Origin of the sequence: Paraburkholderia sp. NMBU_R16 (assembly GCF_013282575.1) — a bacterium.
GTDB lineage: Bacteria > Pseudomonadota > Gammaproteobacteria > Burkholderiales > Burkholderiaceae > Trinickia.
On the sequence record NZ_JAAAYE010000031.1, the window covers coordinates 25,923 to 51,046 of the forward strand.

A 25,124-nucleotide genomic window follows, 5' to 3' on the forward strand; every position below is an offset into this window, starting at 1 on the left:
TGCGAAACCGATCATGACTCTCATCGTCACCGGCGCCGCCGGCTTCATCGGCAGTAACCTCGTCAAGGCGCTCAACGCGCGCGGCGAGACGCGCATCGTTGCAGTCGACAATCTGAAGCGCGCCGACAAGTTCAAGAATCTCGTCGATTGCGAGATCGACGACTATCTCGACAAGACGGAATTCGTCGAACGCTTCACGCGCGGCGATTTCGGCAAGGTGCGTGCCGTTTTCCACGAAGGAGCCTGCTCCGATACGATGGAAACCGACGGCCGCTACATGATGGACAACAATTTTCGATACAGCCGGGCGGTGCTCGACGCTTGTCTCGCGCAGGGGGCGCAGTTTCTGTACGCGTCGTCGGCGGCCATCTACGGCGGCTCGACACGCTTTGTGGAAGACCGTGCTGTCGAAGCCCCGCTCAACGTCTACGGCTACTCGAAATTTCTGTTCGATCAGTTGATCCGCCGCGTGCTGCCGAGCGCAACAAGCCAGATTGCGGGCTTTCGCTACTTCAATGTCTACGGTCCACGTGAGTCTCATAAAGGACGTATGGCGTCGGTGGCGTTTCACAACTTCAATCAGTTTCGCGCCGAGGGCAAGGTGAAGCTGTTCGGCGAGTACAACGGCTACGCCGCCGGGGAGCAGACACGCGATTTCGTTTCGGTGGAGGACGTCGCGAAGGTCAACCTCTTTTTCTTCGACCATCCCGACAAATCGGGCATCTTCAATCTCGGCACGGGCCGCGCGCAGCCGTTCAACGACATCGCGTCGAGCGTCGTCAACACGCTGCGCGCCCTCGATGGTCAGGCGCCGCTTTCGCTCGCCGAAATGGTCCAGAGCGGGCTCGTCGAATATGTACCGTTTCCCGATGCTCTGCGCGGCAAATATCAGTGCTTCACGCAAGCGGACCTGACGCGCTTGCGCGCGGCGGGCTACGACGCGCCTTTTCTGACGGTGCAAGAAGGCGTGGACAGGTACGTACGTTGGCTGTCCGGCCAGCTGTAAGACGACGGCGCATCTCCCTACACTGGGGTCTCTGGGTCGGCTTGCTCTCATGCCGGCCGCTCGATCAACGGAGGTCCCATGTATCAACGATTCCTTGCCGCATGCCTTCTGGCCGCTGCATGCGGCCAGCTCAGCGCGGCCGTCGACGTCAACGCCGCTGACGAAGCAGCCCTGCGCAGCGTCAAAGGCATTGGTCCCGCGAAGGCGCGGGCCATTCTGGACGAACGCGCACGTAATGGGCCGTTCGAAGACGCGTCGGATCTGGCCGCTCGCGTCAAGGGATTCGGCGGCCGCACGCTCGAACGGCTGCAAGCCGAAGGGCTTGCAGTGGGGCGGCCGCTATCCGTCCCGTCATCGCCCCCGCCCTCCATCCCGCTATCCGGCGGTGTTCCGAGCCGCGCAACGAGTGCGTCGGCGCGTCGCGCCGCGGTGGCCATAACGCATCGATGACCGATCGCTGACGTTTCGGCTTGCGCACCGCATGCGAGCGCTTGCCGATGCGTCTTCTCGCAGCTCTCCTTCACCGTCATGCGGTTCGACGGCTTCCCGCGGCTTGCCGCGGGTTTTTTGCGTGCTCGGCTGGGGCGCGTGGCGTCGCGCCGCCGACCTTACTGACGCCCGAGCCGGTCGAGCCGCCCGGGCACGCCGTGGCGCGCTGCTTTACAATCCATCCCAATACCTCGAATTCTCGATTGCTCATTACGTCATTGCGCTTTGCGCGTCTAACTCATGCCCTACAAGACTATTGAAGATACGGTCGGCAACACGCCGCTCGTCCAACTCGTGCGCGTGCCGGACGACGAAATCCGCAGCCGCAACAATGTCGTGCTCGCCAAGCTCGAAGGCAACAATCCCGCGGGCTCGGTCAAGGATCGTCCGGCGTTATCGATGATCAAGCACGCCGAGGCGCGTGGGCGCATCAGACCCGGGGACACGCTCATCGAGGCGACGAGCGGCAATACCGGCATCGCCCTCGCCATGGCCGCCGCGATCCGCGGCTATCGGATGGTGCTCGTGATGCCCGAGGATCTGTCTGCCGAGCGGCGCCAGAGCATGGCGGCGTACGGTGCCGAGATCGTGCTTACGCCGGTCAAGGGCGGAATGGAGTACGCGCGGGATCTGGCGGAGCAGATGCAGCGCGAGGGCAAGGGCGTCATCCTCGACCAGTTCGGGAACCCCGACAACCCGCTCGCGCATTATGAGAGCACGGGCCCCGAGCTGTGGCGCGAGACGGAAGGGCGCATCACGCACTTCGTTTCGTCCATGGGAACGACCGGTACGATCATGGGCGTCTCGCGCTACTTGAAGGAGCAAAACGACGCCATCGAGGTCATCGGTGCGCAGCCCGAGGAAGGCTCGCGCATTCCGGGCATCCGCAAATGGCCGGAGGCTTATTTGCCGAAGATTTTCGATCGCAGCCGCGTCGATCGCACGGAGAACGTCTCGCAGGCGGCCGCCGAAGCCATGGCGCGCCGACTGGCTGCCGTCGAAGGTATCTTCTGCGGCATTTCGTCCGGCGGTGCCTGCGAGGTGGCATTGCGCGTTGCGCGACAAGTCGAGAATGCAACGATCGTGTTCATCGTTTGCGACCGCGGCGACCGTTATCTGTCCACCGGTGTTTTTCCCGCCTGACGCCGACTTAGCACTGGGCTTCGGTTCCGCTCGCCGCCAGCCGGCAACTCAACTGGAGGCCGCGGCCGCGGCGTCGGCCTGCATGCGCGCTTTCACGCGCTGCCCGAGTTCATAAACGGCCAGCGCATAAAAGAAGCTGCGGTTGTAGCGCGTGAGCACATAGAAGTTTTGCAGGCCGAGCATGTATTCGGTGGGTTGGCCCGGGGTGGGCAGATCGATGACCAGCACCGGCGTGGCTGCCTCGACGTTCGTATCGAGGCCCGGTTCGTCGAGCGACATGCCGGCGCGCAGCATCTGCGAGAGCGGCCAGTGCGGCTCGGGCTTGCCATCGGCGGCTGCCTGGGCGATCCCTATGCTGCCGGCATCGTTCGCGATCTTCCATACGACGGGGCGCCCGGTATTCCAGCCGTTTTCGCTCAGATAGTTGGCGACGCTGCCGATCGCATCGGCCGTGCTCGAGCGCAAATCGATGCGATTGTTGCCTTCGTAGTCGACGGCATATTTGGCGATGCTGCTCGGCAGGAACTGCGGAATGCCGATGGCGCCTGTGTACGAGCCTCGCACACTGCTCGGATCGAGCTGCGCGTTGCGCGTCCAGACCAGATAGTCTTCGAGGTTCTTGCGAAACGTCATTTCGCGTTCGGCGCGGTTCGGCGTGTTCGGGTAGTCGAACGCGAGCGTGGTCAGCGCGTCGATGACGCGGAAGTTGCCCATGTACTTCCCATAGATCGTCTCCACCCCAATGATGCCGACGACGATCTCGGGCGGCACGCCGTACTGCTCATAGGCGCGCTGCAGCGTTGCCTGATTGTCGTGCCAGAACTTGACGCCTGCGTTGATGCGAACCGGATCGAGAAAGCGCGATTCGTACGCATGCCAGTTCTTGAGCGCGGGCGTGGGGGACGGCGTGACGAGCTTCACGACGGTGGCCGAGTAGGCCGCGCTAGCAAAAAGCGCGTGCAGCGCCGCGGCGTCGAAGTCGTAGCGCGCGACCATGTCGTCGATGAATGCGTCTACATCCGCGTTATGCGCATACCGCTGCGGAACGATCTCTTCTTCGAATGTCTGGCTCTGTGAGGCGGGTTGCGGCTCGGCTTGCGCGACCCCGATCGAACGGTGGGCAGGGCGGGTCTGCGCGAGCGCCGCGTTGCCATTGGCGACAGCGAAAGCGAAGGTGGCGGCGAGGGCGACAAAACGCTGGGCTGTGCGCGAGGCGAGGATGACGGTCATATTGGATGGGATGGGAACGGCGGGCGGTGCGTGAACGTTTCGGGGCTCGGCGCAGTATAGCGAACGGGCGGCCCGCGCGAAACCGTAGCGGGCCCGTAGCGTGCCCGCGTCGTGTGCGCGCGCAGCGCTCCGGGTCTCGGCGTTGGCGCACATCGGCCTGTGGTAACGTAGCTGCTTGGAGACATGCTTGCGCGGCAGGCGGATACATCATGACAACCGCTTTCTATTCACATCCTGAATGTCTGCTTCATGAGATGGGGCCCGGGCATCCCGAATGTCCCGAGCGCCTGCAGGCTATCGAAGACCAACTGATCGCAAGCCGTATCGCTCCCCACGTTCAGCGCGAGACGGCGCCGCGCGCGAATTTCGAGCAGATTGCGCGCGTGCATACGCGCTCGCATATCGAGTACATCGAGAGCCGGTCGCCGGCCGAAGGCTACGCCTGGATCGATCCCGATACCGCGATGAACGCCCATACGTGGGAGGCGGCGCTGCACGCCACGGGAGCCGCGGTGGCGGCGACCGACGCCGTCATCGAAGGCCGCTACGAGAACGCGTTTTGCGGGGTTAGGCCACCGGGCCATCACGCCGAGCCGGGGCGTGCGATGGGTTTTTGCTTTTTCAACAATGTCGCGATCGCGGCGCGCCACGCACTCGAGGCGCATGGGCTCGAGCGTGTGGCCATCGTCGACTTCGACGTGCATCACGGCAATGGCACCGAAGCGGCATTCGCGGGCGACGAGCGCGTGCTCATGTGCAGTTTTTTTCAGCATCCGTTCTATCCGTTCAGCGGTGCCGACACCGTTGCTGCGAACATGGTCAATCTGCCGATGCCTGCCCGCACGAAGGGCGAGGCGGTGAGAGAAGCCATCGAGCTCGCCTGGGTGCCGCGCCTGACGGCTTTCGAGCCCGAGATGATCTTCATCTCCGCCGGTTTCGACGCACATCGCGAGGACGATCTCGGCAACATGGGGCTCGTCGAGGACGACTACGTCTGGATAACCGATCGGATCCGCAGCATTGCGGCGCGCTATGCACGCGGGCGCATCGTGAGCTGCCTCGAAGGCGGCTACAACCTGTCGGCGCTCGGTCGCAGCGTGGCCGCCCACGTGCGCGCGCTGGCCGGTATTTGACGCATCGAACGGCGCACGGGCGCCCGCGCATCGCCCGCTGTCCGCATGATGAAACCATGGAGGTGACGGTCATGAACTCCGATTCATCGTCGACACATCCGGCCGAGGGTTCGGCCGGCACGGAACCGACGGGCGTGCTGCTCATCGAGCATGGGGCGTATGGACTGCCGGGCGTCGTCCGCTTGACGCTGAATCGTCCCGATGCGTTCAACGCGCTGTCGGAGCAACTGATTGCCGAGCTGCATGCCGCCTTGGTTGCGATCGCGAAAACCAATGCGCGAGTCGTCGTCCTTGCAGCCGCGGGCCGCGCGTTCTGCGCGGGCCACGATCTGAAGGAAATGCGCGCAGCGCCGTCGCTGGCCCACTATCAGGCGCTGTTCACCCGTTGCTCGGCGCTGATGCTGACGATTCAGCGCATGCCGCAACCCGTCATCGCACGCGTTCAAGGGATGGCGACGGCCGCGGGCTGTCAGCTCGTTGCAATGTGCGATCTCGCGGTGGCGGCCGACACGGCGCGCTTTGCCGTTTCCGGCATCAACCTGGGGCTCTTTTGCGCGACACCGTCCGTACCGTTGTCGCGCAACCTCTCGCGCAAGGCTGCATTCGAGATGCTGATGACGGGCGAATTCATCGATGCGGCCAAGGCGCGCGACGAGGGGCTCATCAACCGGATGGTGCCGCTCGATGCGCTCGACGCCGAAGTGATTTCGCTCGCGTCCGGGATTTGCGCGAAGCCCGCAGCCGCGGTGAGCGCGGGCAAAGCGCTTTTTTACCGGCAGCTCGAAACCGGCATCGAAGCCGCCTATCAGCTTGCGGGGCAGACGATGGCCTGTAACGCGATGGAAGACGCGACGCTCGAGGGGATGCAGGCGTTCGTGGAAAAACGCAAACCGAACTGGAGCGCGTAAGCGAACGGGTATCGCGATCGGGCTTCGGCACGATGCGCCGGGCGATTACCCGGAGTGCGCCGCGATCCACTCGATCAATGCATCGATCACGCGCGCGCGATCGAGATCGTTCATGGTCTCGTGATAGCTGCCTTCGTAGATGGTCAACGTGCAATCGGCCGAGCCCACCTCGCGCGCGAACTCCCGGCTTCCTTCCGGTTCGGTCAGCTTGTCGTCGCTGCCATGAAAGACGAGTACAGGAAGGTCGAGCGCTGCACGGACGCGTTCGATACGCTTCATGGCAACGAGGATTTCGGCACCGGTACGCGCGGGTATCGGCCCGTGGTGCACGAGGGGATCGTTGCGATTCGCCTCGACGACGGCCGAATCGCGCGCGAGTAACGCGGGGTCGATTTTCATCGCCGGGTAACGCGGCCAGACCCGGCTCACGAGTTGGCTTGCCGCGATCATCCAGCGCGGCACATCGCGGCCGGGAGCAAGTGCGGGGCTCGACAGAATCAGTCCGGCCGGCCGTTGCCCGTGTGCCGCGCCATGCGCGAGTCGCTCGGCTGCGTAAAGCGCCGCAATCGTCCCGCCCATACTGTGTCCCATCAGAAAGAACGGCGTGCGCGAGCGGGTCGCCGCCCCGAGCAACGCTTCGAAGTCGCGCAAATACTCGTCGATGGATCCGGCCCATACGCGCGGACCCGGCGAACGGCCATGTCCGCGCAAATCGACGGCAACGAGCTCGATCCCTGCTTCGCCAAGTCGCGCGGCAAGCGGCGTGTAGCGCCCTGCGTGCTCAGCCAGCCCGTGCGCGAGTGCCACCGTTGCCTTGGGCGGGAAAGCAGCCTGCCCGGCGCACCAACGGTACAGCGCAAGCTCGACCCCGTCGGCGGTACGGACAGTCGAACGCGTAGCGCCCGCATATGAGCCGGCCGAGTCGGGCGAGAGATCGGACGGTGCGTCGAAAGTGGCCATGATGGGTTTGCCCGCTGACGGAATGCGAGCGCCATGTTAATCCTCGCGCGCCAAGACCGGGCCCCCGAAACGGGACAGAAGGCTCTAATTCCTTTCGGTTATTAGATCTTGAGAATTAATTATGAAAGCTTATTTGTGCGGCGCGATAAAATAGCGGGTCGGGATGTCCCGCCAACCATGGCTGGGCGCTGGTCGCCTCGGCAAAACGCCGCGCGACGCGCTCCGTCGTCTTCTTTTCATGATCGAACTACGCAACGTTTCACAGCGCTTTGCCGGCCCGGGCGGCTCGGTGGAGGCGCTCAAAGGGATCGACTTGACGATTCCGCCGGGCGAGATTTTCGGCATCATCGGCCGAAGCGGCGCTGGCAAGAGTACTCTCGTGCGCACCATCAATCTGCTCGCACGGCCAAGCGAAGGGGAAGTCCTCGTGGCGGGCCGCGCGTTGACGGGCCTGCCCCCCGCGCAGTTGCGCGAGGCGCGCCGCGAGATTGGCATGATCTTCCAGCATTTCAATCTGCTCAGTTCGCGGACGGTATATGAAAACGTCGCGCTGCCGCTCGAACTCGCGGGCATGAAGCGTCACGCCATCGACGCCGTCGTCTCTCCGCTGCTCGAACTGGTCGGTCTCGCCGCGCAACGGCAACGCTATCCGGCACAGATCAGCGGCGGGCAAAAGCAACGGGTCGGCATTGCGCGCGCCCTCGCGAGCAAGCCAAAGGTGCTGCTTTCCGACGAGGCCACGTCGGCGCTCGATCCCGAGACCACGCGCTCGATCCTTCAGTTGCTCAAACGCATCAACCGCGAACTCCGGTTGACGGTCGTGTTGATCACCCATCAGATGGAAGTCATCAAAGAGGTGTGCGATCGCGTCGCGGTGCTCGATGCGGGGCGCATCGTCGAAGCGGGGGCGGTCGTCGATGTCTTCCTGCAGCCGCGGCACGACGTCACACGCGCGCTGCTCGGCGACGTCATCGCGCATGAGTTGCCGGCCGCCGTGAAAGCGCGTGTGGCCAAGCACTTGGAAACGGGCGCCGGCCAACTGCTGCGGCTCGCATTTGCGGGAGGCAGCGTCGACAAGCCTGTCCTGTCCGAGGCTATTCGACGCTATGCGCTCGACGTCAACATTCTGCACGGTCAGATCGACGAGATTCAGGGGCGGGCGTTCGGCTCGCTGGCTGTGCTGGCCGACGGCGAACCGGACCAGCTCGGCGATGCGCTCGCTTATCTGCGCGCGCAAGGAGTCGTGGTGGAGGCGCTCGCGCATGTTTGATGAAATGCTACCGATGTTTCTTGCGTCGTTTTGGGAGACGCTGGTGATGGTCGGCATCTCGGGCGTGCTCGGCGCGCTGGTCGGGCTGCCGCTGGGCGTACTGCTCTTTCTGACGGAGTCGGGCAGCGTGCTCGAAAACGCCGCGGCCAATCGCGCGATGGGGCTCACGGTCAATGCGGTGCGCTCGACACCGTTCATCATCCTGCTCGTGGCGGTCATTCCGTTGACGCGGTTAGTCGTCGGTACCTCGATCGGCACGGCGGCCGCGGTGGTCCCGCTCACCATTGCGGCGGCGCCCTTCATCGCGCGCCTCGTCGAAACCGCGCTGCGCGAGGTCGACCGCGGCCTGATCGAGACGGCCGAGGCCCTCGGCGCGACGACGCACCAGATCGTGTTCAAGGTGCTGCTGCCCGAGGCCCTGCCCGGCATCGTGGCCGGGCTGACAATCACCTTCGTTTCGCTAGTCGGTTACTCGGCGATGGCTGGCGCGATCGGCGGCGGAGGCCTCGGCGATCTGGGCATTCGCTATGGCTACCAGCGATTCCTGCCCGAGGTCATGCTGGCCGTCGTGGCGGTTCTCGTCGTGTTCGTTCAGCTCGTGCAGTCATTCGGCGACTGGCTCGTGCGGCGTTTGAGCCATCGCTGAGAACATCGGTGCGGTTAGAGGCGTTGATCGAGAATCCGGGCTTGGCGAGTCGGCCCGGCCTCATTAAAATAAAACGATCGTTCGTTATTTAGGCGCGCCGTCGAGCGGAAGCCCGCTCGACATCCGGCGCCCGGCGCGGTGGCTCCTCGGGGCTGCCGTTTGGCTGTCGTTATAATGGCCGCTGGGTTGACGTATTCGTAACTTTGGAGCGTGTGCATGAAAATTCTGGTGCCGGTCAAGCGCGTGGTCGATTTCAACGTGAAGGTTCGCGTGAAGTCGGATGGCACGGGCGTCGATATTGCGAACGTGAAGATGTCGATGAACCCGTTCGACGAAATCGCGGTGGAAGAGGCGGTGCGGCTGAAGGAAGCGGGCGTGGCGACCGAAATCGTGGCGGTGTCGTGCGGGGTGGCGCAGGCGCAAGAGACGCTGCGCACGGCGCTGGCGATCGGTGCCGATCGCGCGATCCTGATCGAATCGAACGAGGATTTGCAGCCGTTGGCGGTGGCGAAGCTGCTCAAGGCGTTGGTGGACAAGGAGCAGCCGCAGCTCGTGATTCTGGGCAAGCAGGCGATCGACGACGATTCGAACCAGACGGGCCAGATGTTGGCGGCGCTGGCGAACCTGCCGCAGGCGACGTTTGCTTCGAAGCTGACGATCGCCGACGGCCGTGCGACGGTGGCGCGCGAAGTGGACGGCGGGGCGGAGACGCTGACGCTGACGTTGCCGGCGGTGGTGACGACGGATCTGCGCCTGAACGAGCCGCGCTATGTGACGCTGCCCAACATCATGAAGGCGAAGAAAAAGCCGCTGGAAACGCTGAAGCCCGAAGACCTTGGCGTGGACGTCACGCCGCGCTTGAAGACGCTGAAGGTGGCCGAGCCGCCCAAGCGCAGCGCCGGTGTGAAGGTGCCGGATGTGAAGACGCTGGTCGAGAAGTTGAAGACTGAAGCCAAGGTGCTGTAAGGGGAGCGCGAAGAAATGACGATTCTGGTGATTGCCGAACATGACAACGCGACCGTCAAGGGCGCGACGCTGAACACCGTTGCTGCCGCGCGCGAGGTTGCCAAACTCGTCGGCGGCGATATTCACGTGCTGATTGCCGGTCACAACGCGCAGGGCGCGGCCGATGCGGCGGCGAAGATCGAGGGTGTCTCGAAGGTGCTGCTCGCCGACGCACCGCAACTGGCTGCAGGTTTGGCGGAGAACGTCGAAGCGACGGTGCTCGAGATCGCGAAGGACTACTCGCATATCGTGGCGCCGGCCACGGCCTACGGCAAGAACATCGCGCCGCGCGTGGCCGCGAAGCTGGACGTGGCGCAGATCAGCGAGATCACCGCGGTGGTGTCGCCCGATACGTTCGAGCGGCCGATCTATGCGGGCAATGCGATTGCGACGGTGCAATCGGGCGATCCGATCAAGGTGCTGACGGTGCGTGCGACGGGCTTCGATGCCGTGGCAGCCGTTGGCGGCAGCGCCGCAATCGAGAAAATCGAAGCGGTGGCCGACCGAGGGATCTCGCAGTTCGTGAACCGCGAAGTGACGAAGCTGGACCGTCCCGAGCTGACGAGCGCGCAGATCGTGGTGTCGGGCGGTCGGGGTCTGGGCAGCGGCGAGAATTATCAGAGCGTGCTCGTGCCGCTGGCCGACAAGCTCGGAGCGGCGCTGGGCGCGTCGCGCGCTGCGGTGGATGCGGGCTACGTACCCAACGATTACCAGGTGGGGCAGACGGGCAAGATCGTCGCGCCGCAGCTGTACGTTGCAGTCGGTATCTCGGGCGCGATTCAGCACTTGGCGGGCATGAAGGATTCGAAGGTGATCGTCGCGATCAACAAGGATCCGGAAGCGCCGATTTTCAGCGTGGCCGATTATGGGCTCGTCGGCGATCTGTTCGCGCTCGTGCCGGAGCTGGTCGGGGAGCTCGGCTGAACGAACGACGAAGCGCCGTTCGACGAGGCGCCTGACGGCAACACGGGAAGGGGCGCGGCGCGCCCCTTTTTTTTTACGGCCCCAGTTAGCGCTTCAGCGCTTACTGGGGCCCAATGCAGAGCAAGGCCCCAGTTAGCGCTTCAGCACTTACCGAGGCCCAATGCAGAGCAACGACTCAGGAGGAGGACACAATGAGCTATACCGCGCCCATCAAGGACATGCTGTTCGCGATGAACGAACTGGCCGGTCTCCAGACGGTTGCCGCGTTGCCGCGCAGCGATGATGCGACGATCGAAACGGCGCAAGCCGTGCTCGGCGAGTCGGCGAAACTATGCGAGCAAGTGCTTGCTCCGCTGAATGTCGAGGGCGACCGCCAGCCGAGCATCTGGAAGGACGGTGCCGTCACCGCGACGCCTGGTTTCAAGGAAGCGTTCCGTCAGTTCGTCGAAGGTGGTTGGCAAGGCGTGCAGCATCCCGTCGACTACGAGGGGCAAGGCTTGCCCAAGCTCATCGCGACGCCTTGCGTCGAAATGCTCAATGCCGCGAATCTTTCGTTCGCGCTCTGTCCGCTGCTGACCGACGGCGCGATCGAAGCGCTGCTCACGGCCGGTAGCGCGGAGCAGAAGCAGCGCTATGTGCCCAAGCTGCTTTCAGGCGAGTGGACGGGGACGATGAACCTCACGGAGCCGCAGGCCGGCTCCGATCTCGCACTGGTACGTACGCGCGCCGAGCCGCAAGGCGACGGTACCTATCGAATCTTCGGCACGAAGATTTTCATTACCTGGGGCGAGCACGACATGGCCGAGAACATCGTCCACCTCGTGCTCGCGCGTACGCCCGATGCGCCGGAGGGCGTCAAAGGCATTTCGCTGTTCATCGTGCCCAAGTTTCTGATAGACGAGGGCGGCAAGCTCGGCGCGCGCAACGACGTGCACTGCGTATCGATCGAGCACAAGCTGGGCATCAAGGCGAGCCCGACCACCGTGCTCCAGTTCGGCGACCATGGCGGGGCGACCGGCTATCTCGTCGGCGAAGAGAATCGCGGTCTCGAATACATGTTCATCATGATGAATGCGGCGCGTTTCGCCGTCGGCATACAAGGCGTGGCCATCGCGGACCGCGCGTACCAAAAGGCGGTGGCTTACGCAAAGGAGCGCGTGCAGAGCCGCCCGGTCGACGGTAGCGCGAAAGACGCCGTCACGATCATTCATCATCCCGACGTGCGCAGAATGTTGGCCACCATGCGCGCGTTGACGGAAGGCGCGCGCGCCCTCGCGTATGTTGCGGCGGCGCACTGCGATATTGCGCATCGTCATGCCGATGCCGCGGTGCGCGCCGAACACCAGGCGCTCTACGAGTATCTCGTGCCCATCGTGAAGGGATGGAGTACCGAGCTTTCGATCGAGGTCGCGAGTCTCGGCGTGCAAGTGCATGGCGGCATGGGTTTCATCGAGGAAACGGGGGCGGCTCAGTACTATCGCGACGCGCGCATTCTGACCATCTACGAAGGCACCACGGCGATCCAGGCGAATGACCTCGTCGGTCGCAAGACGATGCGCGATGGCGGCGCCGTCGCAAAGAAGTTCGCCGCGCAGATTCGCGCGACGCTCGAAGCGCTTTCGGCGCACGAGGGGCCCGCTTTCGCGGCCATGCGTTCGCAGTTGTCGTTGGCAGTGCGTTCGTTCGACACCGTCGTCGATTTCGTGCTCGCCAATGCGAAGTCCGATCCGAAAGCCGTGTTCGCGGGCAGTGTGCCGTACCTGGAGCTCGCGGGCATCGTACTGGCAGGCTGGCACATGGCGCGCGCCATGCTGGTGGCGGCGCGCGACGAAGCCAGCGACGCGCCGTTTTATGGCGCAAAGATCGCAACTGCCCGTTTTTTCGCCGAGCAAATCCTGCCTCGGACCGCCGCGCTCCAAACGGCCATCGTTACCGGCAAGGGCGGCGAGGGCGTCTACGCACTGTCCGAAGACCAGTTCTGAAAATGCAAACGGCGCCCGTGTGGGGCGCCGTTTGTGCTGCCTGGGCTCTTTGGGTGGCGTGAGCCGTTACGCGTAAGCGGGGCGGGGCGAAGTGCCGATGTCGCCCAGATAGCGATGCACCGACAGGTCGTCCGCCTGGATGGCGGGGCGCCGGCCCGAGATGAGGTCGGCAAGCAATTGGCCCGAGCCGCACGACATCGTCCAGCCCAGTGTGCCGTGGCCCGTGTTGAGGAACAGATTCGCGACAGGCGTGCGGCCGACGATCGGCGTGCCGTCCGGGGTCATCGGACGCAAGCCAGTCCAGAACGTCGCATGCGCCGTATCGCCCCCGCCGGGGAAAAGGTCGTTGACGCACATCTCGAGCGTCTCGCGGCGTGCGTTGCGCAGTTTCTGATCGAAGCCGACGATTTCCGCCATGCCGCCCACTCGAATACGATCGTCGAAACGCGTGATCGCGATCTTGTACGTTTCGTCGAGCACTGTCGATACGGGCGCCGCGGCGGGGTTGACGATGGGTGCCGTGATCGAATAGCCCTTGAGCGGATAAACCGGAATCTTCGCGATGTCGGCCACGAACTGCGTCGAATACGCACCGAATGCGACGACGTAGGTGTCGGCGCGCAGTGTTTCGTTGCCGCAGCGCACACCGGCGATCCTGCCACCCGCCATCTCGAGCGCATCGACGGGCGTGTTGTAGCGGAACTTCACGCCGAGCTGTTCGGCAAGCGCGGCGAGGCGTGTCGTGAACAGCTGGCAGTCGCCCGTTTCGTCGCCCGGAAGACGCAGCCCGCCCGTCAGCTTGTGCGAGACGGCGGCGAGTGCGGGCTCGGCGCGCGACAGCTCGTCGGGCGCGAGCAGTTCGTAAGGCACTTGCGCCTCGCGCAGCACCGCGATGTCTTTCTGCGCACCGTCGAGCTGCTGCTGCGTGCGAAAGAGTTGCAGCGTGCCGCCCGTGCGGCCTTCGTACTGGATACCGGTATCGGCGCGCAGCGATTGCAGGCAATCGCGGCTGTACTCGGCCAGGCGCACCATGCGGCCCTTGTTGACCGCGTAGCGCTCGGTCGTGCAATTGCGCAGCATTTGCCACATCCAGCTCAACTGGAACGACGTGCCGTCCAGGCGAATGGCGAGCGGAGCATGCTTTTGGAACATCCACTTGACGGCTTTCAGCGGAACGCCCGGCGCGGCCCAGGGTGCCGCGTAACCGGGGGAAATCTGCCCCGCGTTCGCAAAGCTCGTTTCGAGTGCGGGACCCGCGGCGCGATCGACCACGGTGACTTCATGGCCCGCGCGCGCCAGGTAATAGGCGCTCGTTACGCCCACCACGCCGCTGCCCAAGACGATGACTCGCATAGCTACTCCAAAAGACCGTTGGTCCAGTTATTGGAGCTATACTATTGCGACGAAAGCAGTTTTTGTTTTTGTAGTTTTCATATTTTTGGTGAAAACAGTGAGAACGCAGCGCCAGCCGATCCGCAAGCTCGACAAGCTCGACCACCATATCCTGCGCATCCTTCAGGAGGACGGTCGTATCGCGATGAAGGACTTGGCCGAGCGCGTCGGGCTGACGGTCACGCCGTGCATCGAGCGCGTCAAGCGCATGGAGCGCGACGGGGTCATCACGGGCTACTACGCACGTATCGATCCGGCTCAGCTGGGCGCGGCGCTGCTCGTGTTCGTCGAAATCACCCTGGGTCACAAGAGCGGCAACATGTTCGAGCAGTTTCGGCGCGAGGTGCACAAGATTCCCGAGGTGCTGGAGTGCCATCTGGTGTCGGGCGAGTTCGACTATCTCATCAAGGCGCGCATCGGCGAGATGGCCGATTACCGTAAGTTGCTCGGCGACATCCTCTTGCAGTTGCCGGGCGCGGTGCAGTCGAAGAGCTATGTCGTCATGGAGGAAATCAAGGAGACGCTCGCGATTCCGGTCCCGGGTTGAGGCTCAGGCGAGCCGCCCGCCGTGCCTCGGCGCCGCGGCATAGGGGTTCGCCGCGGCGCTCGCCTGCGCGGTTCAGTCCGGTTGAGCCGCCGCATCGAGAAAGCCCGTGACGCTCGAGAAGCGTCCCGTTGCATCGACGACGGCAAAGTCCGACCCCCTGGCCGCAACGGTGCCGTCCGGGCCGACCAGCTCCCAGGAAAAGCGCACGTATGGACCGAATCCGTCGATGTCGGTGAGCAGGCGGAACACGAAGGCCGGGAATCGCTCATGGACGGACGCAATCATGGTGTCGATGCCTTCATGGCCCTTGCCCTCGAGCATGGGATCGACATAGACGGCGCCCTCGGCATAGGTTTCGGCAATGAGCGCGCGGCGGCGCACGGCGTCGGTCTCGTTCCAGGCGGCGAAGTAGCGGGCGACGAGCGGGGTATGTGCGTTCATGAGAGGCTCCTTGGACGTTCAATGGCGGCGCGAGGCCGCGGGTGGTGCGGTCGCCGCTTCGGGAACGGCGACTCGCTCGAGAACGAAGGATCGTCGAAACGGCGAGGCCGGTCGATTACGTCGCAGGTAATGGAAATGCTGCGCCGATTCGTTATGATCGACGCCATGAATACGCTTGCCACTTCATTTCGAAGCCCTGCCGCGCCGCGCGGCATGAGCCGCGGCGTCGGCGATCTACTGCGCGAATGGCGCCAGCGGCGCCGCATGAGCCAACTCGTGCTCGCGACGCAAGCGCAGATTTCGTCGCGGCACTTGAGCTTCGTGGAATCGGGCCGCGCGGTGCCGAGCCGGGAGATGATCCTGCGTCTGGCCGAGCGCCTGGAGGTGCCGCTGAGGGCGCGCAATGCGCTCTTCGTGGCGGCCGGCTACGCTCCGCTTTTTCGCGAGCGTCCGCTCGACGATCCTCAGCTCAATGCTGCGCGCCAGGCGGTGGAACTCGTGTTGCGCGCGCACGAGCCGTTTCCCGCATTGGCCGTCGACCGGCATTGGACGATGATCGCTGCAAACGGCGCACTCGCGCCGCTCGTGGCTGGCGCGGCGCCAAGACTCCTCGAGCCGCCTGTCAATGTGTTGCGTCTGTCGCTGCATCCCGAGGGGCTCGCGAACAGTATCGCCAACTGGTTTGCGTGGCGCGCGCATGTGCTCCAGCGCGTCGAGCGCCAGGCTCAGACGAGCGGGGATGCGGTGCTCGAAGCGCTCGTCGAGGAACTGGCGGCTTATCCCGCGCCGCCGGGCGCCGAGGACGCGCCCGGGGACACAGATATGCCGTCGGATATCGTCGTGCCGTTGCGCCTGCGTACGGCGCTCGGAACGTTGTCGTTCTTCAGCACGACGACGGTGTTCGGCACGCCCGTCGACATCACGCTCGCGGAACTCGCCATCGAGGCGTTCTTCCCGAGCGACGAGCAAACGGGCGAGGCGCTGCGCGCGTACGCGAGGGAACGAACGGCGTAGCGTGCTCGCCCGACAGGGGCTTTCTATACCTTGGCTTTGGCCGACGCGGCGGGCAGCGCGCGGCGCGCAGGTTGGCCGAGCGCCGCGAGCACGCCTGCGACCGAGAGGATGGCCGACACTTTCATTGCGGCACCGAATCCGGAGGCGAACGCCTGAGGCGACGTATAACGCCCGCCCACTGAGAACGCGACAACGGCCAGCGCGATGCCGGCTGCGCCTCCGAGAATCCGGAACATATTGAAGACGCCCGAGGCCTTGCCGATCTCCTTGATGCTCACTGCGCCCACCGCAGCCTTTTGCGCCGCGGGACCGGCCATGGACACGCCGGCGCCGGCGAGCGTCAGCGCGACGGCAAGGTGGAGGTACGACACATCGGGCGTTGCGTTATACGCGACCCAGGCGAATCCCAGCGTTTGAAACGCAAGTCCCACGATCATGAGCGCGCGTTCGCCGATCTTGTCGACGAGGCCGCCCGCGACCGGTGCGACGACGAACAGCGTGGCCGTCCATGGCAAAAGGCGCAGACCCGCGCCGAGCGGATCGCACCCCTGGGCGACCTGGAAGAACTGCGGCAGGAAGAACACCACGCCATACATGGCGGCGTAGAAGAGAAAGCTGGCGGCAATGCTCGCGGAGAATGCGCGTGAGCCGAACATACGCATCGGCATCATCGGCTGCGCGGCGGCATGCTCGCGCGCGACGAATGCGACCGCGAGCGCAGTGCCGCCCCCGAGTGCCGCGACGACCTCGGCGCTGGTCCAGCCTGCGACGCTGCCGCGGATGAGGCCCCAAACGATGCCGAGCGCGGCGAGCGCGGCCAGCACCATGCCGGGCACATCGACGGCGACGGCCGGACCGAAGCTCTCGGGAATGCGCCGCCACGCAAGCGGCACGATGACGAGGGCGATCGGGACGTTGATCCAGAAGATCCATTGCCACGAAAGCTTGCCCGCGATGGCTCCGCCGAGCACGGGCCCCACGATCAGCGCGAGGCCCGTGATGCCGCTGAAGAGCCCGAGCGCTTTGCCGCGCCGCTCGGGCGGATAGGCAGCGGTGAGGATGGCCATCGCCAGCGGCATGATGAACGCTGCACCGGCACCCTGTGCAATACGGGCGACGATGAGCCATTCGACGCTTTTTGCAAGTGCGCAAGCCGCTGACGATACGGCGAACAGCGCCACACCGAACGAGAACATGCGTCGGCGTCCGAAGCGGTCGCCCAGTGCCGCGCCGGTGAGCAGTACCGTGGCGATGCTCAGGTTGTACGCGTTGACGGTCCATTGCAACGCATCGAGCGAGGCGCCGAGATCGGCTCGGATCGCGTTGATCGCGGTGGCGACGACCATCGCGTCGAGCATCGCCATCAACGCGGCGACGGACGTCAGGGCGAGTACCCACTTTTGCGTCGATTGCTGATCGGTCGGAGGGTTCATCATGCAGTCCTGGTCATTAAGGGGGTGGCTGTATATCGATCGATGAGGCGTCGGGGCTCGGCGCGCGTCGTGCGACGATGAAGCGAGCGCCGCCGACGGTGTCTAAGCGCTTGCTTGCATTCGTGCGTTTCTATCGGCTTGCGCCGTGTGCAGGAAGTCCGCGACCGTGGCGTTGAACCGTGCCGCGCCAAGCACGGGCGCGGCGTGCATGCCGTTCGGCAGCACGGCGAGCCGGGCCGTTGCGATCCGTGCCGCGATACCTTCGGCCACGATCCGGTAGAACGGTCTCGTCAGCGCGCCGTGGGCAATCGCGATCGGCATCGTCAGCGAGCACAACGCGGACGCGTCGATGCCCGGCAACGGTTTCGTCCCGAACAGCAGCGCAACCGTGCGTGCGTTGTCGAGAAAACAGCGGCGCGAGTCGGAGGGCAAGGTGTCGAAGAGCCCGGGCCGGCCGTGGGCATGATCGAATATTTGGCGAACCGCATCGGCCGTGTCGTCTCGCGCGAGCGCGGCGAGCGCCGGTCCGACCATGTCGCCCCTGTCTTTGGCGGCAGCCTCCTGCGCGACGCGGTCGCTGAGCCATGCCAGATTGGCTGGCTCGTAGGCGAACAGCGAGCGGACGCACTCGGGATGACGCGCGGCGAGCTCGAGCGAGAGCGAGGCGCCGTACGACCAGCCGACGACGTCGACGGGACCCGTCCCGAGCGCTCGAATGAGCGCGGCGAGATCCTCGACGTGCGTATCGAGCGAAAACCGCTCGCCGGAGTCGGGCCACGGCGCGAGACCGAAGTAGCGCTGGGTCACCCCGATGTAGCGGTGCGATCGCGCAAAAGCGGCGCGCTGGTTGCGCCAGACGCGCTCGTCTGAGATGTAGCCATGAACGAAGACGATGGGCGAGCCCTGCCCTTCGTCGACATAATGCAACGGCGTGCCGTCCAAATCGATTTGCTTGACGTTCGTGCTCATCGCCGTCCTCCTCAACGGCCTTGCATGGCGCGATCGATCTCGGCGCGCAGGGTGGCCTGGAAGGCAGCCACGTGCCGGACATCGAGCATCGTGTGATGCTCGCCGCCCACCTCGATGTAGCGGTTCGTCCCGCGCGCGAAAGCGTCCCAGCGCTTGAGTTCCCGCTCCAGATAGTCGGCTTTCGTGCCCCAGAGCGGGTCGGCGTAAAAGATGCTGACCGCTTCGACGGTGCCGGACGGCCGGTGCGCCTGACCGATGTCGGACAGCCCCAGCGCGAGTGCCGACCACGCCTTGAAGTGCGGCAGATCGAGCCCGAGCTCCATGAGCCGCGACTTGGGCGCGAGCGCATAGATGGGCTCGCAGGGGTCTTCGTTCGGGCCGAGCGTCGCGCGCAGCGAATCGGGTAGCCGCTCCATCTGATCGCGGTCGATGAGCGAGAGGAAGAATGCGAGCATGACCGCGCTCTCCACTGCATCGACCTTGCCGCGAGGGTGTTTGATGAGCGGCGGTGCATCGATGCTGCCGATGAACGCAACGCGCTCGCCGAGCGCTTCGAGCCGCTCGGCGACGGGCAGTACGACGGCGCCACCGTAAGAGTAACCGGCGATCGCATAGGGGCCGTGCGGCTGGCGCCGCCGGATCGCGGCAACGTAGGTCTCGACGAGTTCGTCGAGCGAGCGAAACGGCGTCTCTCCGTCGTTGAAGCCGCGCGCGCGAAGCGCATAGAACGGACGGTCGTTGACGAAGTAGTTCGCCAGGTTCACGAAAACAAGCACTTCGCCGACACCGGGGTGAATGCAAAAGAGTGGCGTTTTGCTACCCGTTGTCTGCAGCGGCACGATCGGATCGTATTCGTTGGTTCGGCGACGGGTCGGCTCGAGGTGCGAGGCCAGTGCGCGCACGCTCGGATTCTGCAAGATCGTCACGAGCGAGACCGGTTCGGTGCGCTCGAGCATGACATGAAGCCGCTGCTGCAGCGTGAGGATGTCGAGCGAGGTTCCGCCGAGGTCGAAGAAGCTCGCGGTGGCGCTGATGGCATCCAAGGGCAAGCCGAACATATCCGCGAAAACGCCGGCGATGGCGGTTTCGATCGGGCCGTCAGGCGGCACCTGTTCGCCCGTCTGGCGCCGCGCGATCTCAGCCGCGGCGGCCAGCTCGGCATCGTATTCTCCGGCTTCGAGACGCTTTCTCATCGTCGCGCGCTGGATTTTTCCGAGGCTCGTCTTCGGAAAAGCCGTCTTCGGCAGCGGCAGGATCAAGGATGGCCGAAAGCCCCACAGCAGAATCGTCGTATTGCGTACGGCGACACTGAGCTGATGGCGGCGGGTTTCATCGGCTGGATCGATCGTCGTGGCGTACGCGATGACGAGCGATTCCGTGTCCGCTCCCTTAGGGCGCGTCGGAAACGCGGCGACGAACGAGCGTTCGATGCCGTCGAGCTGATCGATCGCCGTCTCGAGTTCGTGACTGAAGTAGTTCGCGCCGCTCACGATGATGCTGTCCTTGCTGCGTCCCACGAGGCTCAGCTTGCCGTCCTCGATTCTTCCGAGATCGCCCGTGCGAAACCATCCGTCATCGGTGAATGCCGCGCGCGTCGCTTCCTCGTTGCGGTAGTAGCGCTGGAACACCATGGGGCCGCGCAGTTGCAGCTCGCCGAGCTCACCGTTGGGCAGCACGTTGGCCTCGTCGTCGGCGATGCGCATTTCGAGCCCGATCACGGGCGTGCCGAGCGCGGCGAACTCGCGTGCGACATCGTCCTCGGGAAAGACGCGCGAGTAGATCGATCCCGCGCAGGTCTCGCTCATGCCGAACGCAGGCCAAAGCGCACGCTGCGTGAGGCCGTAGGGCGCGAGCAGCTCGAGAAACCGCCGGCCGGTTTCCACGACGACCGCTTCGCCTCCCGAAACGATGTGCCGGAGGCACGACAGATCGAACGCGGGAGCGGGCGTGCGTTGCCCGATTGCCGCGTTGATCTGCCCGAACAGGAAGTTGGGCGCGAACGTCATCGAAACCCGGTGCCGATCGATGAGGCGCAAAAACGAGAGGGGATCGGCGAGAATCGTGGCCGAATCGACATGAACCTGCCGGGCGCCCGTGTAAAGCGGCAGCAGATGCGCCTCCAGCAATGCGGCCACGTGATCGAAAGAAATCCAGTTGAGCGCGACGTCCGACGCGTCCAGGCGCTGCCGCTCGTTCTTGCCGGCCATCGAAGCAAGCAGATTCGCGTGCGTAAGGACGACAGCCTTCGAGTTGCCCGTGGAACCCGAGGTCAGCACGAAGACGGCTGGGTCTTCGGGCGACGCCTCATAGACGGGCGCGGCGTTGGTCCCCTGCCATGCATCTCGTAGCGAGGACAGCGAGGCGGTCGGTGTGCCGCGGGCAAGCGTGGACTCGAGCGCCTGCGTCGTCACGACGAGCGGATCGTCGAGCAGCGCGCGCAAGTGCGCGATCGTCTTGTCCCAGCGAGGCGGGTCGTTGCGGATCGGCGCGACCGGACAAGGCACGCAGCCCGCCAGCACGCAACCCCAGAATGCCGGGATGAAATCGCGTGCGAGTTCCAGCAGCAACACCACCTTGTCGCCGGGCCGCTGTCCGAGAAGCCGCAGCGCCGACGCGATCCGGCGCGCTTCGTCGAGCAGCGCCGGGTAGGTCATGAACGCGCCTTCGTCGTCGGTGCCGGACAGAAACGAAAGACCCGAATCGGGATGCAGGTAGGCAGCGCGCCAAAGCAGATCGGCAGCGCTCATCGATTGCATGCGGTGTGGGCGAGACGGTGGCGCGACCGGTTGCTCCACGACGGTGGTCAACATGATAGTTCCTCGGAATGGCTTGAGTGGGTGTTCTGAGGTGATGCAAAAAGCGATATCGAAAAACTCGCGTGTCAAATTAAGGACTACTAATTAAATAGATGCTACGTAGGAGGACAAAACAACGGCAGCGCGCGGGCGCCGCGTCGCGGTGCTCAGCCCGCGAGCGCAGCCGGCGGTTCGACAGGTGTATAGAGCCTGCGGCGTGTTCGGACGTCGTTTGCAAGACGGCAGAGCAGCGATGCCGTGTCATCCCAGCCGATGCATGCGTCGGTAATGCTCTGTCCGTACATCAACTGCGCGAGCGGGCCGATCGGTTGGTTGCCGGCAACGAGATTCGATTCGATCATGACGCCGGCCACGTGCGTATCGCCCAGCGAGATTCGCGAGCCGAGCGAGTCGCAGACTGCCAGCTGGTTTCGATGCTGCTTGCCGCTGTTGCCGTGACTCGCATCTACGACGACACGCGCGGGCAACCCATGCGCTGCGAGCTGTTCGCACGCTGAAGTTACGCCATGCGCGTCATAGTTCGGCACGCGGCCGCCGCGCAGCACGAGGTGCCCATGGACATTGCCCTGCGTCGCGCGTCTGACATAAGCGCCCTCGGCCGTCACCGCCACGAAGCGATGCGGCTGCCGGGAGGCCCGGATGGCGTCGATGGCCGGCTTGACGTCGCCGTTGGTGGCGTTCTTGAAGCCGATCGGGCAGGGCAGCCCCGAGGCCATCTCGCGATGCACCTGGGACTCGGTCGTGCGTGCGCCGACAGCCCCCCAACTGACGAGATCGCAGATGTACTGGTAACCGACCGTATCCAGGAACTCTGTGGCCACGGAAACATGTAGCGAGCAAATCTCGAGCAAAAGCTGCCTGGCGCGTTTCAAACCTCCGTCGACGTCGTATGTCTCGTCAAGGTCCGGATCGTTGATGAAGCCTTTCCAGCCAAGGCAGGTTCTGGGTTTTTCGAAGTACACGCGCATTGCGATATGAAGGTCGTCGCTCAGTTCCGCTCGAATGCGTGCAAGTCGATTGGCGTACTGAAGCGCGGCGTCGGTGTCGTGAATCGAGCAAGGTCCGACGATAATCAGTAGTTTGTCAGATGCGCCGCTCAATATCTCGGATATTTCTTTCCGAGATCGTTCGATAAAGCGCTGAGTCCCGCTCGCGGGTGGAAAGCGGTGAATCAAATATGCGGGACTAAATAGATTGGTATCGCAAAATTGCGAAGTCTGTTGTGGCGTCAGCATGCTTTGCTCCGATGACACTGCGGATACAAGCTCGTGCGGCGGCTAGCTCGGTGAGGTATCCGTAGTCATTCCGCTGCAGAACCGGGAGAACGTCGCCCACGGTGGGTTGAATGTTCAGCTGAAAATGCGTGACGCGCAGTATATGCGGATTAGGAGCGGGGCGACAAGCATTTTTAAATCTATGAAGTGATAAAGAATATTGCGGAAACGCTGTAGTTACATAAAAGTGAGGAAATTTTAAATTTGATTCGAAGTGGATTACGGGTGAATTCCGAATATTCGTATTGAAAAGAGTAGATCGTGGGTCGATTGGATTTTCGGATTTACGAATATTCGCGGCGTTAGCCGCCAAATGGATGAGCGACGCTCCGGTGTCGCCAACGCGATCGCTTGCGTGCCCCGGAGCACGCAAGCGGCCCGCCGAGGCGCTATCGCGCGGTGCCGTTCAAGCTCGAGAAGGAAGCGCCGCGCTCGACCAGCTCGACGATGAGCGGCGAGGGCTTCCAAAAGAACGCGTCCTCCTGCTCGTAGCGGCGCAGATCCGCCAGCACGTGCGCAAGACCAATCGTATCCGCATACATCATCGGTCCACCGCGATAGCGCGGAAAACCATAGCCGTGCACGAGCGTCACGTCGACGTCGAGCGGCCGCAACGCGATGCCTTCCCGCACGATGTTCGCCGCTTCGTTGATGACTGCGGTCATGAGGCGCCGCACGATTTCCTCGTCGTCGAAATGGCGTGGGACGATTCCATGGCGCTGTCGCTCGGCGTCGATGATCGCCTCGACTTCCGGATCGGGGCTGCCCGTGCGTGCGCCCGGTTCGTAGCGATAAAAACCGCGGCCCGTCTTCTGTCCGAACCACCCGCGCTCGCAGAGCCGGTCGGCGATCTCGACATAGCGCATGCGCGCGTCGCGCGTCGGTGCGCGGCGTTTGCGCGCAGCCCAGCCGATGTCGCCGCCCGCGAGATCGACGACTTGGTACGGACCCATCGGGTAGCCGAACTCGCGCATCGCGCGATCGATCTGGTAGGGGGACGCGCCATCTTCCATCAGGTAATCGGCCGCCGTCCTGTAGACCGCGAGCAGGCGGTTGCCGATGAACCCGTCGCACACACCGGCGCGTACCGGTGTTTTGCCGAGCCGCCGGGCGAACTCGAATGCGGTCGACACGACATCGGTTGCCACGCGCGCCGGCACGACGATCTCGAGCAGCTTCATCACATGCGCAGGCGAAAAGAAATGCAGGCCGATAACGTCCGCGGCCCGCGAGGTGACGGCCGCGATTTCGTCGATGTCCAGATACGAGGTGTTGGTGGCAAGTACTGTTTGCGGCCGGGCAACGCGGTCCAGTTCGGCGAAGACGGTCTTTTTGACGGCCATGTCTTCGAACACGGCTTCGACGATCAGATCTACTGTGGAAAGCGCCGCATAGTCCGTGCTGCCGGTAAAGCGGGCGAGTGCCGCCTCTTTGCCGGCGCCCGAGAGCCTGCCCTTCGCGACGAGGCCGTCGTAGACGCGCTCGACATAAGCGCGCCCGCGACCGAGTGCCTCGTCGTCACGCTCGATCATGACGACGGGCAGCCCGGCTTCGAGGATGGCAACGGCGATGCCGGCACCCATCGTGCCGCCGCCGACGACGCCGGTCGAGGCGATCGGGCGTGGCGGGGCCGCCTTCGTCTCGGGGGCTTTCGCGGCTTCGCGCTCGGCGAAGAACGCATGGACGAGCCCTGCGCGCTGCGGGCTGTCGAGACACTCGAGAAATGCACGGCGTTCGTATGCGAGGCCTTCGTCGAAAGGCAGTTCGAGCGCGGCTTGCACGGCGTCGACGATCTTGCCCGGCGAGAAAAGGCCGCGCGAACGCGTCGCGGTATGCCCACGCGCCTCTTCGATCGCCTTGCGCGCGGCAGTCGGATCGGCTTCGAGCGCGCGAGCGTCGCGGGTTCGTCGCGGCGGCGCATGGCGCGCGACGAGCTCGCGCGCGTAGGCGAGCCCCGCCTCGAGCGCGTCCTCGCCCTTGCCCAGTTGGTCGATGAGCCCCAGTGCAAGCGCTTCCTCGGCATCCGCGTGGCGGCCCGACAGCATCAGATCGAGCGCCGCGGCCGCGCCGATCAGGCGCGGCGTGCGTTGCGTGCCGCCTGCGCCGGGCATGAGTCCGAGCTTCACCTCGGGCAGGCCGAGCTTCGCACCGACGAGCGCGACGCGATAGTGTGCCGCCAGTGCGATTTCGAGCCCACCGCCGAGCGCTGCGCCGTGAAGCGCGGCGACGACCGGTTTCGACGCGGCTTCGACGCGCTCGCACACATCGGGTAGCGCCGGTGGCTGCGGTGGCTTGCCGAACTCACGGATGTCGGCCCCGGCGATGAAATTCCTGCCTGCACCGACGATCAGCACGGCCGCGACAGCGGGATCGCGCTCAGCGGCATCGAGCGCATCGACGAGCCCGCGCCGAACGTCGGCGCTGAGCGCATTGACGGGGGGATGATCGATGGTGACGACGAGGATGTTGCCGGACAGCGACCAGGTGACGGCGCGAGGGGTGTTCGATGGGCTCATGGGTGCGTGAGGTGGATGGTCAGACG

The 25,124-nt window shown here is 64.5% G+C and carries 21 protein-coding genes; 12 read left to right on the forward strand and 9 right to left on the reverse strand.

What is annotated here, in order from left to right; translation table 11 throughout:
• The first annotated feature begins 13 nt into the window (after positions 1–13).
• From rfaD to cysM, 3 genes are all read left to right on the forward strand, one after another.
• Positions 14–1,006, forward strand: coding sequence for an ADP-glyceromanno-heptose 6-epimerase (gene rfaD, locus GWC77_RS16865; RefSeq protein WP_173258772.1), 993 nt, complete (start codon positions 14–16; stop codon positions 1,004–1,006).
• A 78-nt stretch (positions 1,007–1,084) separates the two neighbouring features.
• Complete coding sequence (locus tag GWC77_RS16870; RefSeq protein ID WP_173258774.1) at positions 1,085–1,456, forward strand: helix-hairpin-helix domain-containing protein; 372 nt, start codon at positions 1,085–1,087, stop codon at positions 1,454–1,456.
• Between the two features lie 279 nt (positions 1,457–1,735).
• Positions 1,736–2,638: a cysteine synthase CysM gene (cysM, locus tag GWC77_RS16875; protein WP_173258776.1), complete on the forward strand. Its 903-nt coding sequence runs from the start codon at positions 1,736–1,738 to the stop codon at positions 2,636–2,638.
• Positions 2,639–2,686: 48 nt separating this feature from the next.
• Here cysM and mltB read toward each other — a convergent pair whose 3' ends face one another.
• Positions 2,687–3,868 carry a lytic murein transglycosylase B gene (gene mltB, locus GWC77_RS16880; protein WP_173258778.1) on the reverse strand — a complete coding sequence of 394 codons (1,182 nt, stop codon included), beginning with the start codon at positions 3,866–3,868 and terminating at the stop codon, positions 2,687–2,689.
• 209 nt (positions 3,869–4,077) lie between these two features.
• Between mltB and GWC77_RS16885 the strand changes: the two genes are divergently transcribed.
• Both GWC77_RS16885 and GWC77_RS16890 read left to right on the forward strand, forming a co-directional pair.
• A complete protein-coding gene (locus GWC77_RS16885; protein WP_173258779.1) occupies positions 4,078–5,001 on the forward strand; it encodes a histone deacetylase family protein in 924 nt (307 codons plus the stop codon).
• A gap of 71 nt (positions 5,002–5,072) precedes the next feature.
• Positions 5,073–5,909 (forward strand): enoyl-CoA hydratase, encoded by an 837-nt coding sequence (locus tag GWC77_RS16890; protein ID WP_173258781.1) that lies wholly within the window; start codon positions 5,073–5,075, stop codon positions 5,907–5,909.
• A 45-nt stretch (positions 5,910–5,954) separates the two neighbouring features.
• Here the strand turns inward: GWC77_RS16890 and GWC77_RS16895 are convergent, their stop codons facing one another.
• On the reverse strand, positions 5,955–6,869 hold the full coding sequence (locus GWC77_RS16895; RefSeq protein WP_173258782.1) for an alpha/beta hydrolase: 915 nt from the start codon (positions 6,867–6,869) through the stop codon (positions 5,955–5,957).
• A gap of 238 nt (positions 6,870–7,107) precedes the next feature.
• Between GWC77_RS16895 and GWC77_RS16900 the strand changes: the two genes are divergently transcribed.
• From GWC77_RS16900 to GWC77_RS16920, 5 genes are all read left to right on the forward strand, one after another.
• Positions 7,108–8,139, forward strand: coding sequence for a methionine ABC transporter ATP-binding protein (locus GWC77_RS16900; protein WP_173258842.1), 1,032 nt, complete (start codon positions 7,108–7,110; stop codon positions 8,137–8,139).
• Entirely contained in the window at positions 8,132–8,785 is a 654-nt protein-coding gene (locus GWC77_RS16905) for a methionine ABC transporter permease (protein ID WP_173258784.1), read from the forward strand. The genes GWC77_RS16900 and GWC77_RS16905 overlap by 8 nt, the downstream gene beginning before the upstream one ends.
• 216 nt (positions 8,786–9,001) lie before the next feature.
• On the forward strand, positions 9,002–9,751 hold the full coding sequence (locus GWC77_RS16910) for an electron transfer flavoprotein subunit beta/FixA family protein (RefSeq protein WP_173258786.1): 750 nt from the start codon (positions 9,002–9,004) through the stop codon (positions 9,749–9,751).
• A gap of 15 nt (positions 9,752–9,766) precedes the next feature.
• Positions 9,767–10,714 (forward strand): electron transfer flavoprotein subunit alpha/FixB family protein, encoded by a 948-nt coding sequence (locus GWC77_RS16915; protein WP_173258788.1) that lies wholly within the window; start codon positions 9,767–9,769, stop codon positions 10,712–10,714.
• Positions 10,715–10,905: 191 nt separating this feature from the next.
• Positions 10,906–12,696 carry an acyl-CoA dehydrogenase gene (locus tag GWC77_RS16920; protein WP_173258790.1) on the forward strand — a complete coding sequence of 597 codons (1,791 nt, stop codon included), beginning with the start codon at positions 10,906–10,908 and terminating at the stop codon, positions 12,694–12,696.
• 66 nt (positions 12,697–12,762) lie between these two features.
• Here the strand turns inward: GWC77_RS16920 and GWC77_RS16925 are convergent, their stop codons facing one another.
• A complete protein-coding gene (locus GWC77_RS16925; protein ID WP_173258792.1) occupies positions 12,763–14,049 on the reverse strand; it encodes a D-amino acid dehydrogenase in 1,287 nt (428 codons plus the stop codon).
• A gap of 97 nt (positions 14,050–14,146) precedes the next feature.
• Here GWC77_RS16925 and GWC77_RS16930 point away from each other — a divergent pair, with 97 nt between their 5' ends.
• On the forward strand, positions 14,147–14,635 hold the full coding sequence (locus GWC77_RS16930; protein ID WP_173258793.1) for an Lrp/AsnC ligand binding domain-containing protein: 489 nt from the start codon (positions 14,147–14,149) through the stop codon (positions 14,633–14,635).
• Between the two features lie 72 nt (positions 14,636–14,707).
• On the opposite strand, the gene GWC77_RS16935 is transcribed toward GWC77_RS16930, so the two are convergent.
• Positions 14,708–15,076 carry a nuclear transport factor 2 family protein gene (locus tag GWC77_RS16935; protein ID WP_173258795.1) on the reverse strand — a complete coding sequence of 123 codons (369 nt, stop codon included), beginning with the start codon at positions 15,074–15,076 and terminating at the stop codon, positions 14,708–14,710.
• 165 nt (positions 15,077–15,241) lie between these two features.
• Between GWC77_RS16935 and GWC77_RS16940 the strand changes: the two genes are divergently transcribed.
• Positions 15,242–16,090, forward strand: a complete 849-nt coding sequence (locus GWC77_RS16940; RefSeq protein WP_254367009.1) for a helix-turn-helix domain-containing protein — start codon at positions 15,242–15,244, stop codon at positions 16,088–16,090.
• Positions 16,091–16,113: 23 nt separating this feature from the next.
• On the opposite strand, the gene GWC77_RS16945 is transcribed toward GWC77_RS16940, so the two are convergent.
• The 5 genes from GWC77_RS16945 to GWC77_RS16965 all read right to left on the reverse strand — a co-directional run bounded on the left by GWC77_RS16945 (position 16,114) and on the right by GWC77_RS16965 (position 25,098).
• A complete protein-coding gene (locus tag GWC77_RS16945) occupies positions 16,114–17,526 on the reverse strand; it encodes a DHA2 family efflux MFS transporter permease subunit (protein ID WP_254367010.1) in 1,413 nt (470 codons plus the stop codon).
• Between the two features lie 99 nt (positions 17,527–17,625).
• A complete protein-coding gene (locus GWC77_RS16950; protein ID WP_173258799.1) occupies positions 17,626–18,492 on the reverse strand; it encodes an alpha/beta fold hydrolase in 867 nt (288 codons plus the stop codon).
• An 11-nt stretch (positions 18,493–18,503) separates the two neighbouring features.
• On the reverse strand, positions 18,504–21,248 hold the full coding sequence (locus GWC77_RS16955; protein ID WP_173258846.1) for a non-ribosomal peptide synthetase: 2,745 nt from the start codon (positions 21,246–21,248) through the stop codon (positions 18,504–18,506).
• Positions 21,249–21,454: 206 nt separating this feature from the next.
• Complete coding sequence (locus tag GWC77_RS16960; protein ID WP_173258801.1) at positions 21,455–22,543, reverse strand: 3-deoxy-7-phosphoheptulonate synthase; 1,089 nt, start codon at positions 22,541–22,543, stop codon at positions 21,455–21,457.
• 428 nt (positions 22,544–22,971) lie between these two features.
• On the reverse strand, positions 22,972–25,098 hold the full coding sequence (locus GWC77_RS16965; RefSeq protein WP_173258803.1) for a 3-hydroxyacyl-CoA dehydrogenase NAD-binding domain-containing protein: 2,127 nt from the start codon (positions 25,096–25,098) through the stop codon (positions 22,972–22,974).
• Positions 25,099–25,124 lie beyond the last annotated feature (26 nt).